Genomic DNA, 11,666 nt, shown 5'->3' with positions numbered 1-11,666 from the left:
TGGCCGACAGGCCGCCGGCCAGCGCCGTCAATGCGATCCGGTCCTCTTCGGCGACACGCGCCTTCTCGGCCTCGTTGGCCAGGCGCTCGTTCTCGCTCATCGAGCGGTGAGACGCCGCCTCGGCCTCGACGCGGACCTTCTCGATGGCGGCGTCGCGGAAGGCGACGATGGCCTGCCCCATCTTGCCGAACTCGTCCTTGCGGTCGGCGCCGATCACCTGGATCGACGTGTCCCCGCCCATCAGCTTCTGCATGTAGCCGATCATGCCCAGGGTCGGGACGACGATGGAGCGGGTGGCGATCACCCCGACGATGACGGCCAGCACGATGGCGACGGCCAGACCGGCGCACAGGGCGACCAGCGCGGCCTTGGCGGCGGCGGCCTGGGCTTCGCGGGCGGCGTCCAGGGCGATCTGGTTCGTCGCCTTCAACTCGTCGACGGCGGCTTCGATCGGCTTGATGAAGGTGTCGGCCACCCCGCCTTCGCCGACCATGGCCTCGGCCTCGGCGGTGCGGCCTTGAGCCACCAGCGCCTGACCGGCCTTGACGACATTGGCGTACCAGCCGTCGCTGGCCTGGATCGCCTTGTCGATCGGCGCCCGGCGCTCTTGCGGCAGGTCGGCGCGCAGTTCCTCCAGCGCCTTCTTGAACTCGTCGCGATGCCCGTCGATCCGTTCCAGATAATAGGGGTCCTTCGACAGCAGATAGCCGCGATAGGAGTTCTCCTGTTTCGCCAGCCGGTACTCGGCGCGGGCTGCGGCCCGGTTCATCGCATTCTCGGCGCTGCGCGCCTTGTCGGCGTTTTCCAGCGCCAGAAGATTGGTGATCACCACGGCGCCCATGACGACAATCGCCGCCAGCACCAGCGCGAACGCGGCGAACAACTTTCGCCCGACAGGCATGTTTTCGATGAACTTCACGCGGAGCCCCCCCAAGGTCTCAGTAAGATTGAGCCGCCTGCGGCGAGCCCGCTGCGGCAAGATCCAGGGCCGCCGCCGTCCTCGTCCGCCCGTCCCGCATCGATCGGCGATACGCCGATCGCACAGGCGCAGCGGCGGCCTGGGCGCGAGAGAAGGACTTGAGAGACATCATCGACCTTGGAGCATCTGCATTCTGCTCAACGAGGATGAGATGATGATTAATATTATTCCTGAACCGAGACTTAGGTAGGATTGCGTAACAATGGTCTGGTGAAACGCCCTATCGACTACCGAGAGAGGCAAACCCATATAGTCGAGCGCGAAACAGCACCCCCTCCGTAATTAAAACGCAATAATACGTACTTTCCCCTAAGGTAGGGGCTGCTATAGATTGAGTCAGAAAAGCGGCACTGGTGCGCCTATGATGATTTCGCCATCGCGAGATCCCGAATGAAGCGAATGCGTACGGCGGACCTTGCCGAGACCGGTCTGCCGTGGCCTTTCGCGCGACTTGCGAGAACCTGGTGGGGGGGCGTGTTGTTCGGCGCCGCCTCGGTCGCCATTGCGGTCGGGTTTCGCGCCCTGTTGGAACCCCTGGGACATTTCTACTACCTCCCCATGATGGCGGCGGTGATGGTGTCGGCCCTGCTCGCGCATCGCAGCGCCGCCGTGACCGCCGTCGCGCTTTCCCTGATCTCCAGCCTGGTCATCATTCCCCGCGCCGGCGCGCTGGACGCGGCCGCCAACGCCATCCTCTTCGTCGTGGTGGCCTCGAGCATGGCCGAGGTCTGCCACCGACTGATCGCCGCCCTGGACCGATCCCGCGCCCTGTCGCGCGACCTGATGGCGCGCAGCGCCCTGCTGGACACGATCCTGACCTCCATTCCCGTCGTGACCCTGGATCAGGACAGCCGCATTCTCCGCATCACCCCGGCGGCGGCGGACCTGCTCGGCGTCGCGCCGTCCGACGCCCTGACCCGCCCCTTCCAGAGCTTCGCTCCCGACTTCGACATGACCATCTTCGCCGCCGTGGCCGAAGGCGGCGTCGCCCCGCCTCCGGCCGCAGGCCACTGGTCGGTGCGGGGCCCCGGCGGGGAGACTGTGCCGATGACGATCCATGCGAACCGTCTCGGCGAGGAAGCCGCCCCGGAACGCCTCGTCCTGTCGCTGGCCGACCAGCGCCAGGCCCTGGCGGCGCGCGAACGCACCCGCGAGCTTTCCGGCCAGCTCAGCAGCGTGTGGCGGCTGAACTCCATGGGCGAGATGGCGGCGACCCTGGCCCACGAGCTGAACCAGCCGTTGACGGCGGCGACGGTCTATCTGCACGCGGGCCAGACCGACATCGCCCGCGCCGGCCCGATCGGGGACAGCGCCAGCCGCGCGCTCGACCTGGCCAAGACCCAGCTCCTGCGCGCCGGCGACATCATCCGCCGCATGCGCGAGCTGATCGCGACCGGCGCCCAGAGCCTGGCCGACGAGCGCGTGTCCTCGATGATCGACGACCTGACGCCGATCTTCCACCTGATCGGCAAGGACACCGGCGTCACGATCCGCATCGACGTCCACGACATGGAAGACCGGGTTCTGGCGGACCGTATCCAGATCCAGCAGGCCGTCGCCAATCTGGTCCGCAACGCCGTGGACGCCGTGACGGGACACCCCGACGGACTGGTCTCCGTCACCGGCCGCAGCCTGCCCGGCCGCGCCTACGAAATCCGCGTCGAGGACAATGGTCCCGGGATCGCCGAGGATCAGATGGATCGGATATTCCAGCCGATGACCACGACCAAGGCCGGCGGCATGGGCCTGGGCCTGTCCGTCACCCGCTCGATCGTCGAGAGCCACAACGCCGCCCTGACCGTCGGCCGCAGCCCCCTGGGCGGCGCCGCCTTCTCCTTCAGCCTTTCACGTGTCTCGGAGCTTGAAGCCGCATGACCCAACATTCCGTCTTCGTCGTCGACGACGATCAGGCCATGAGGGACTCCCTGCTGATGCTCCTGCGCGGCGAGGGCATACGCGCCCGGGCCTTCCCCAGCGCCACCACCTTCCTGGACGCCCTGCCCGAGGAAAAGACCGCCTGCGTCATCACTGATCTGCGCATGCCGGGCATGGAAGGGACCGAACTGATCGATCAGCTGTCCGTCCTGCGCGGCGAGACCTGGCCCGTCATCGTCATCACCGGCCATGCCGACGTGCCCCTGGCGGTCCAACTGATGAAGAGCGGCGTCGTCGACTTCATCGAGAAGCCCTTCGACCCGAACCGCATCCTGGAATCCGTGCGCGGCTGCCTCAGCGCCCTGGAAAGCCGGGGCGCCGAGCGCGAGGCGCGCGACGCGGCCGCTGCCCGCCTGGCCACCCTGACGCCGCGCGAACGCCAGGTCTTCGACGCCCTGATCGACGGCAAGTCGAACAAGGAGATCGCCATTGTTCTCGACATCAGCCCCCGCACGGTCGAGATCTTCCGCGCCAAGGTGATGCAGAAGATGCAGGCCACCAGTCTGTCGATGCTGGTCAAGATGGGCCTGACGGTCGGAGAAGCCTGAATCCCCTCTTGAGCCCGGCGACGATCGTCGCCACCTTGCGGGGGTCATGAGCGACCGGTCCGCAGGCTTCGCCCCTTCCCGCGTCACGGCGGTCCTGGGGCCCACCAACACCGGCAAGACCCATCTGGCGGTCGAGCGGATGCTGGGTCACGCCTCGGGCATGATCGGCCTGCCGTTGCGCCTGCTGGCGCGCGAGATCTACGAGCGGATCGTCAGACAGCGCGGGGCCGCCGCCGTCGCCCTGATCACGGGCGAGGAAAAGATCGTCCCGCCCCGGCCCCATTTTTTCGTCTGCACCGTCGAGGCCATGCCTCTGGAGCGGACGGTCGAATTCCTGGCCATCGACGAAATCCAGCTGGTCGCCGACCCCGAGCGCGGCCACGTCTTCACCCAGCGGCTGCTCCATGCGCGCGGTCGGTTCGAGACCATGTTCCTGGGCGCCGGGACGATGGAGCCCCTGATCCGCCGCCTGGTCCCCGACGTCGAGATCGTGACGCGCGACCGGCTGTCCACCCTGTCCTACGCCGGGTCCAAGAAACTGACCCGCCTGCCCCGCCGCAGCGCCATCGTCGCGTTCAGCACCGAGCGGGTCTACGCCATCGCCGAACTGATCCGGCGCCAGCGCGGCGGCGCGGCCGTGGTCATGGGCAGTCTGTCGCCCCGCACCCGCAACGCCCAGGTCGCCCTGTACCAGTCGGGCGAGGTCGACTTCCTGGTCGCCACCGACGCCATCGGCATGGGGCTGAACATGGATGTGGACCATGTCGCCTTCGCCGGCCTGCGCAAGTTCGACGGCAGCCGCACCCGCTGGCTGCACGCCCACGAGATCGGCCAGATCGCCGGCCGCGCCGGCCGCCACCTGCGCGACGGCACCTTCGGGGTCACAGCCGAGGCCGAGGATCTGGATATCGACCTGGTCGAACAGGTGGTCGAGCACCGGTTCGACCCCGTGCCGACCGCCGAATGGCGCAACGCCCGGCTGGACTTCGACACCCTGCCCGACCTGCTGCGCTCCCTGACGGTGACGCCCGGCGTCGGCGGCCTGACCCTGACCGGCGAGGCCCTGGACGAGACCCTGCTGCGCCGCCTGGTCAAGGACGAGGAGATCGCCCGCATTGGCCGCTCGCGCGGCGCGGTCATGCGGCTGTGGGAGGCCTGCCAGCTGCCCGACTTCCAGAAGACGACGCTGGACGAGCACGCCCGCCTGGCCAAGGACGTCTTCCATGCCCTGACCGGCAAGCGTGGTCGCCTGACCGACGACTGGATGGGGCCGCGCTTCGCCTTCGTCGATCGCGACGACGGCCAGATCGACCAGCTGTCGGCCCGGCTGTCGGCCGTCCGCACCCTCTCCTACATCGCCAACCGCCCCGACTGGGTCCATGACGCCCAAGCGTGGCGCGACAAGACCCGCGCCCTGGAGGACCGCCTGTCGGACGTCCTGCACGAGCGGCTGACCGCCCGTTTCGTCGATCGCCGCACCACCGCCCTGATGCGCGCCCTCAACGTCCGCGACGACACTTTCGCGGGTGTCGCCGACGACGGCGAGGTCACCGTCGAGGGCCAGGTCGTCGGCCAGCTGGAAGGCGTGCGTTTCCAGATGGAGAAGGGCGCCTCGGCGCTCGAGGACCGCACCCTGCGCCAGGCCGCCGTCCGCGCCGTCACCCCCGAGATCAACCGCCGCCTGGGTCGGCTCGCCGCCGAGACCGACGAGGCCTTCGCCGTCACGCCCGACGGCGCGGTCCTGTGGCGCGGCGTCCTGACCGCCCAGATCCAGGCCTCTCCCGCCGGCGCCGATCCCTTCTCGCCCCATGTCCGTCTGCTGGGCGAACTGGGCCCCACGCCCGCCCGCGAGCGGGCCCAGCGCCGCATCGAGGCCTGGCTGGCGGGCGAGGCCGGCCGCGCCCTGCGCGACCTGCGCCGCCTGCGTCAGGCGGTCGAGAGCGGCTCCCTGAAGGGCCTGCCGCGGGGCGTCGCCTTCCGCCTGATCGAGGCCGGGGGCCTGATCGACCGCCGCGACGTCGAACGTGATCTGGCGGCTCTCAGCCAGGTCGAGCGCCGCACGCTCAAGAGTTTCGCCATCCGCGTCGGCGTCCATTCCGTCTGGCTGCCCGGCCTGCAGAAGCCCCGCGCCCGCCATTTCGCCCAGGCCTTCGTCGCCGCCCCCCTGATCCCCGCCACGCCCGACCTGATCCCGACGCCGACCGAGGCCCCCTCGCCCCGACTGCTGTCGGCCCACGGCCTGCGCCAGGCCGGCCGCTGGCTGGCCCCGGTCGAGACCCTGGAGAAGATGGCCGAACTTCGCGCCGCCAACCACGGCCGCCTGTCCGACGCGGCCCTGGCCGACCTCGGCTGGACCGCCGATCAGGCGAAACAGGTCATCGCCGCCCTGAAGACCGAACGGGCGAGAATGCCCGACAAGCCGGGCGCCGCGCCCAGGCCGCAGAAGGACTCGCCCTTCGCCGCCCTCGCCGCCCTGAACGCCCCGCCCCCGGCTCGCCCGCGCAGACGCCGGTCGAAGAAGAGGCCCCCGGCCGAAGGTCAGTCCAAGGCGGCCTTGTGACCGACTGGGCGGCCGCCGCCGTCCCCGCCGAGGACCTGACGCCCCGGATCGTCGTCGCCGACGGCCGGATGCGTCTCGACCTGACCACGGCGGATCCCGCCGTGGGCCTCGACTTTCCCTGGTGGGACCGGATGTCCGACCTCGCCGCCTTCGCGGACTGGCTGGGCCGGGACGATGCCCCCGACTTTTCCGACGCCGACCAGGGCTGGATCTTCGACGCCGCCCGTCGCGACGACCGTCTTTGTTTTCGTCAGGGCGATCTGGACACAGGCGAGATCTTCGCGACGCTCAGCGTCGATCGCGCCGTCTTTCTGCAACGGTTCCAGACGGCGCTGGCGACAGCCCCCGCCTGACCCTGCCGCCGCCATGACACGCCGTGCCTGCATGACGGTCGCCGGAAGCAGTTGCCTCAGCCTCTGGACTTGGCTGCCCGCTCCATCGTCGCCCCCCGCAGGATCTTCGCGATCACGAAACCCGCCAGGGCGCCCGCCACACCCGGCCAGATCTCCAGGACGAAAGCAGGGACCAGCGACGACCAGACGCCCCATTCCCGATAGCCAGAATGGCCTTCTCGCGGCGTCAGGACGTCAACCCATGCAAACTGGAGAAACCCGCCGCCGCTGAAACCCGATGGAATGGCCACGGCCGTGAGCAGCGCCCGGTCGGGCCAGATCAGACCGCAGATCAGGCCGGCCGCGGCGATGCAGGCCTGCTGCTGCCGGACCATCAGGAACGGGAGGTCGGAAGTGGAATAGTCCGTCGTCCAGAACAGGGCCAGATAGGCCAGATAGGCGCCTATCGACGCAAGGATGATCCCCGCCACAGGCGGGGCTTCATGCGCGATACGCCAGCCCAGGGCGGTCGCGAGGCACCCCGCCGACCAGGACAGGGCCTGCCTTGCGTCTCCGACCATGCTGAACTCGCCCTGCATCGCCGCCTTCCAGTCATCCCGCGACGCCGGCGCGATCCTTCTTGCCAAGCGCATCATCCCCTGCGCTGCGGACAACATCAGGTTCATGCTGGCGACCTCCCCAGGATCAGCGAAGACGACGTCCCGGAAGCCTCGCGAAGGGCTGACCTCCCGGCGCCGGTGATGCGGTAGGCATGCCGAGGCGGCCGCCCCGGCCTCTCGGGCTCGAGCCACCGGCTCTCCAGCCAGCCGCGCTCCGCGAGCCGGATCAGGATCGGATACAGGCTCCCCGATTTCAGGCCCGTCGCGACAGATATCTCCAGTCCATAGAACCAATCATCCGGCTGCTGGACCAGCAGCGCAAGGACGGCGAGGGTCTGCGGAGAAGGACGACGGGCGCGGTTCATACAGATAACTCTACATATATCGACCTTTATGTTCAACCGTCGTTCTCAAAGGCGTTCGGCCGCCTTAGAACCCGCCCTTGGTTCCCGATTTCAGCCCGCGCACCTCGTCCTCCGGCAGGGCGCGCTTGACGCTCAGCATCTCGTCCGCCGCATGGGCGTCGGTCAGGCGGAACGCCCGCAGTTCTCCGCCCGCGTCGGCGTGCAGCAGCTCGACCGCCGCCCCGGACGCATTGGCCTCGCGCGCCAGGCGCAGGGCGCACTGGAAGGCGGCGGCGCGCGTCGGGAACCGCCCCAGCTGACGGCGCTCCGACACCACCCGCCAGTCGGTCCCGCACAGCAGGATGGCGTAGCGCACCACCTTGCCCGTCGCCGCCGGCGTCTCTGTGGCGGCCAGGGGGAAGTCGAGGAAGGCGGTCTCGGCCTGGGCGGCGTCGACCATGTCCGGATCGCGCTTCTGGGCCCGGTCGAACAGCAGCCGGGTCACCGCCTTGCGGTCCACGGCCTTCGAATAGAGATAGCCCTGACCCAGGGTGCAGCCGAACCGGCGCAGCTGTTCGGCCTGGGCCTGGGTCTCGACCCCTTCGGCCACCACCCGGATGCCCAGTTTGGCGGCGATGGTCAGCAGGCCCTCGACGATGGCCGCGCCCCGGCTGTCCGGCTCCATCCGGGCGACGAAGGACTTGTCGATCTTGATGATGTCCACCGGCACCGACAACAGGTGGGTCAAAGAGGCGAAACCGGTGCCGAAATCGTCCAGCGCCACCCGCAATCCATTGGCGCGCATGGTCTGCAGCTCGCGCGCCACCCCGTCGCCGTCCTGGCCCATATAGACGCTCTCGGTCACCTCCAGGATGACGTGCTCCAGCGAGACGTCCTCGCGGGCGAAGGCCTCGCGGATCGCCTCGTGCAGCCTGCCCCCCTGGAAGTCGGCGGACGAGGCGTTGATGCCGACGTGCTGGAACCAGATGCCCTGGTCCAGCCAGGCCCGCACGTCGCGCGCCACGATGTCCAGCATCCGCCGCGTCAGCCGCGTCGCCGTATGGACGTCCGAGGTGGCCTCGAAATAGTCGCCCGCCGCAATCACCTCGCCCGTGGCGGTGATGACCCGGAACAGGGCCTCCAGCCCGACGATCTCGCCCGTGTCGATCCGCACGATGGGCTGGTAATAGGCCTCGATCCGGTCTTCGCGCAGGGCCACGCCCACGTCGCGGATGGCGCTGAGCCGCCGGGTCATGGTGGTGCCCAGGCCCGGCGAATAGGCGACGAAGCCGCCGCGCTGGGTCTCCTTGGCGTGATACAGGGCGAAGTCGGCGTTCTGGCGCAGTTCGTCGGCCGTGGTCTCCGCCCCGGCGGTCGCCCCGCCGATGGTGGCGCGCGGAAGGGTCAGATGGCCGTCGCAGTCGACCGGATCGGCCAGATTTTCCAGCACGCGGTCCGCCAGGCCCCGCAGACGGTCGGCGTCGACCGCCCCGCCGCCGATCAGTATGGCGAACTCGTCCCCGCCCAGGCGGAAGGCGCGGTTCGGCGCCGCGCTCTGTTCGATCCGCGTCGCCGCCGCCTGGATCAGGCAGTCCCCGGCCCGGTGGCCGAAGGTGTCGTTGACGGTCTTCAGATTGTCCAGGTCGATGATCAGCAGGGCCGAAGGCTTGACCCCGCTCGCCGCCATCCGGTCCGAGGCCGCGTTGAACGCCGCCCGGTTGGGCAGGCTGGTCAGCATGTCGCGATAGGCCAGCCGGTGCTGGGCCGCCGCCTGCTGATCCCGCTCGATGGCGATGGCGCACAGGTGGATGCTGGCCTGGACGATCTCTTCCTCGCGCGCCGTATGGCCGCGGATGTCGCGGAAATAGAAGGCGAAGGCGCCCAGAACCCCGCCGTCGCGCCCGACGATGGGCGTCGACCAGCAGGCCTTCAGCCCGATGGACAGGGGCAGGAAGGCGTAGTTGGCCCAGCGCTCGTCGGTGGCGATGTCGGTGACCTCGACCGAACGCCCGGTATGCATGGCCGTGCCGCACGACCCCATGTTCGGACCGATCGGCAGACCCTCGAAGGCGGCGCCGAAGGTGGGCGGCAGGCTGGGGCCGGCCAGCGGATGCACGCAGCCCTCGGCGTCCAGCGTCAGTATGGAACAGACCACGTCGGGCAGCAGCGCCTCGACCCGTTCGCACAGGGCTCTCGCGGTGACCTCCAGCGGCTCCCCCCGGGCCACCATCTCGAGGATGTCGTTCTGCAGCAGAAGCATTTGGCTATTCCACCCGATTTTGGATGGAGCATCGGCCATTCGCATTAAAGGCAAACTACGGGTTGTGATTAACCGCGACCACAACCGCAAAGCTTGGCCTGGAGGACCCGCCAGACGCGAACCCCCGCGCCCCGATACGGCGCCGAACCAATGTGCGAACGATAAAACATCGTTTTTTCAATGGGCTGAATCGCGAAGCCGGCCGCCCGCCCGCCGCCGCCGGGACGCATCCCCGTCAGCGCCGCCCGGTCCGCCCATCCTTAACCCGGCCCTAGGCCGCCTCGGTCTCGCTCGGGGCACAGACCGCCGGCGTCGTCTCAAGCCCGCGTTCGCGCTGATAGGACTCGCCCCATTCCCGCAGGGTCAGCAGCACCGGCGCCAGGCTGCGGCCGAACTCCGTCAGCTCGTATTCCACCTTGGGCGGGACCTGCGGATAGACATGGCGCACGATCACCCCGTCCGCCTCCAGCTCACGCAGCTGCAGGGTCAGCATCCGCTGGGTCGCATTCGGCACCCGCCGGGTGATCTGCATGAAGCGCAGCTTCTTCTCCAGCAGATGGAACAGGATGATCGGCTTCCACAGGCCGCCGATGACCGACAGGGTCACCTCGACGGCGCAGCCGCTCTTGGCGTCATGCCGCTTGGGTCGCATTTCATACGTCCATCAATGATAGTACCTGTCATCATTGTACCTTCTTGCGTCCTTGACCGTAAGCGCCAGTTTCAGGGTCCATTCCCCCGAACGGAGACTTAGAGACATGAGCAGCATCAAGGCCCTGGTGGCGAACAAGACGGGCGACACGGTCCAGGCCCAGGTCGTCGACTTCGACGAAGCGAACCTGGGCGAGGGCGATGTGACCGTCGCCCTCGAATGGTCGACCATCAACTACAAGGACGGCCTGGCGCTCAGCGGCCTGCCGCGCATCATCCAGTCCTATCCGATGATCCCCGGCATCGACTTCGCCGGCGTGGTCGAGGCCTCCGACAACCCCGCCTTCAAGCCCGGCGACCGGGTCGTGGCCAACTCCTGGGGCCTCAGCCAGAGCCACAACGGCGGCTACGCCCAGAAGGCGCGCGTCCCCGCCGAATGGCTGGTCCCCCTGCCCGAGGCCCTGACCACCCGCCAGGCCATGGCCATCGGCACCGCCGGCTATACCGCCATGCTGTGTGTCCTGGCGCTCGAACACGGCGGCGTCACCCCTGACAGCGGCCCCGTCCTGGTGACCGGCGCCAACGGCGGCGTCGGCTCGGTCGCCATCGCCCTGCTCAGCGGCCTGGGCTATCGCGTCATCGCCTCGACCGGCCGCCCCCAGGAGGCCGACTATCTGAAGTCGCTCGGCGCGTCCGAGATCATCGACCGCGCCGAACTGTCCGAACCGGGCAAGCCGCTGCAGACCGAACAATGGGCCGGGGTCGTCGACTCCGTCGGCAGCCACACCCTGGCCAACGCCATCGCCCGGACGAAATATCGCGGCGTGGTCACCGCCTGCGGCCTGGCCCAGGGCATGGACCTGCCCGGCAATGTCGCCCCCTTCATCATGCGCAACGTGACCCTGGCCGGCATCGATTCCGTCAACGCCCCGACCGAGGCGCGGCTCGAGGCCTGGAGCCGTCTTGCGCGCGACCTCGACCTGGCCAAATTGGAGTCTGCGGTCGTCGAGGTTCCGCTCGCCGCCGTGCCCGATGTCGCCGCCAGCATCCTGAAGGGACAGGTGCGCGGCCGCACCGTGGTGAACCTCAACGCCTAGGGGACTGATTGCTGAATGACACAGACGGACGCGTCCTGCCGCATCGACATCTGGCTGTGGCGCGCCCGTTTCGTGAAGACCCGGGGCTTGGCCGCCGCCCTGGTCGAGCGCGGGGCGGTGCGGCTGACGCACAACGGCGTCCAGACCCGTCTCGACAAGCCCAGCCGCTGCGTCCACCCCGGCGACACCCTGACCTTCGTCCAGGACGGGCGGGTCACGACGCTGCGGGTGGAGGCGATGGGCGAAAGGCGCGGGCCCGCCGAGGAGGCCCGCGCCCTCTACTCCGTGGTCGCGGGCGGTCCCCACCGCCGGCGCCCGCACGGCGTTCTGGTTGATTGTG

The 11,666-nt window shown here is 69.0% G+C and carries 11 protein-coding genes; 6 read left to right on the top strand and 5 right to left on the bottom strand.

The window, feature by feature from the left end:
- Positions 1-919, bottom strand: a 919-nt coding sequence (locus ACIQ1T_RS18530) for a CHASE3 domain-containing protein (RefSeq protein ID WP_395946040.1), incomplete at its 3' end; no start/stop codon positions are given.
- Positions 920-1,378: 459 nt separating this feature from the next.
- On the opposite strand from ACIQ1T_RS18530, the gene ACIQ1T_RS18525 reads away from it, so the two are divergent.
- From ACIQ1T_RS18525 to ACIQ1T_RS18510, 4 genes are read left to right on the top strand one after another with little or no spacing between them, the layout of a single operon-like run.
- Positions 1,379-2,854, top strand: a complete 1,476-nt coding sequence (locus ACIQ1T_RS18525) for a sensor histidine kinase (protein ID WP_395946039.1) — start codon at positions 1,379-1,381, stop codon at positions 2,852-2,854.
- Positions 2,851-3,462 (top strand): response regulator FixJ, encoded by a 612-nt coding sequence (gene fixJ, locus ACIQ1T_RS18520; RefSeq protein WP_395946038.1) that lies wholly within the window; start codon positions 2,851-2,853, stop codon positions 3,460-3,462. Before ACIQ1T_RS18525 ends, fixJ begins: the two co-directional genes overlap by 4 nt.
- Positions 3,463-3,508: 46 nt before the next feature.
- A complete protein-coding gene (locus ACIQ1T_RS18515) occupies positions 3,509-6,022 on the top strand; it encodes a helicase-related protein (protein WP_395946037.1) in 2,514 nt (837 codons plus the stop codon).
- Complete coding sequence (locus ACIQ1T_RS18510; RefSeq protein ID WP_395946036.1) at positions 6,019-6,375, top strand: hypothetical protein; 357 nt, start codon at positions 6,019-6,021, stop codon at positions 6,373-6,375. Before ACIQ1T_RS18515 ends, ACIQ1T_RS18510 begins: the two co-directional genes overlap by 4 nt.
- A gap of 56 nt (positions 6,376-6,431) precedes the next feature.
- Here ACIQ1T_RS18510 and ACIQ1T_RS18505 read toward each other — a convergent pair whose 3' ends face one another.
- The 4 genes from ACIQ1T_RS18505 to ACIQ1T_RS18490 all read right to left on the bottom strand — a co-directional run bounded on the left by ACIQ1T_RS18505 (position 6,432) and on the right by ACIQ1T_RS18490 (position 10,230).
- The gene (locus ACIQ1T_RS18505; RefSeq protein ID WP_395946035.1) at positions 6,432-7,040 is read right to left on the bottom strand and encodes a hypothetical protein; all 609 of its coding nucleotides are present in this window, start codon (positions 7,038-7,040) and stop codon (positions 6,432-6,434) included.
- Complete coding sequence (locus ACIQ1T_RS18500) at positions 7,037-7,339, bottom strand: PadR family transcriptional regulator (protein ID WP_395946034.1); 303 nt, start codon at positions 7,337-7,339, stop codon at positions 7,037-7,039. The genes ACIQ1T_RS18505 and ACIQ1T_RS18500 overlap by 4 nt, the downstream gene beginning before the upstream one ends.
- Positions 7,340-7,403: 64 nt before the next feature.
- The gene (locus ACIQ1T_RS18495) at positions 7,404-9,578 is read right to left on the bottom strand and encodes a putative bifunctional diguanylate cyclase/phosphodiesterase (protein WP_395946033.1); all 2,175 of its coding nucleotides are present in this window, start codon (positions 9,576-9,578) and stop codon (positions 7,404-7,406) included.
- Positions 9,579-9,849: 271 nt separating this feature from the next.
- Positions 9,850-10,230 carry a winged helix-turn-helix transcriptional regulator gene (locus ACIQ1T_RS18490; RefSeq protein ID WP_395946032.1) on the bottom strand — a complete coding sequence of 127 codons (381 nt, stop codon included), beginning with the start codon at positions 10,228-10,230 and terminating at the stop codon, positions 9,850-9,852.
- Between the two features lie 106 nt (positions 10,231-10,336).
- On the opposite strand from ACIQ1T_RS18490, the gene ACIQ1T_RS18485 reads away from it, so the two are divergent.
- Entirely contained in the window at positions 10,337-11,326 is a 990-nt protein-coding gene (locus ACIQ1T_RS18485) for an MDR family oxidoreductase (protein WP_395946031.1), read from the top strand.
- A 15-nt stretch (positions 11,327-11,341) separates the two neighbouring features.
- Positions 11,342-11,666: RNA-binding S4 domain-containing protein (locus tag ACIQ1T_RS18480; RefSeq protein ID WP_395946030.1), on the top strand; the 325-nt coding region annotated here is incomplete at its 3' end.

It is taken from the genome of Brevundimonas sp., from assembly GCF_044336875.1.
Taxonomy (GTDB): Bacteria; Pseudomonadota; Alphaproteobacteria; order Caulobacterales; family Caulobacteraceae; genus Brevundimonas.
The sequence above is the reverse complement of the archived record's forward strand: the minus strand, read 5'-3'. Positions and strand labels throughout refer to the sequence as shown.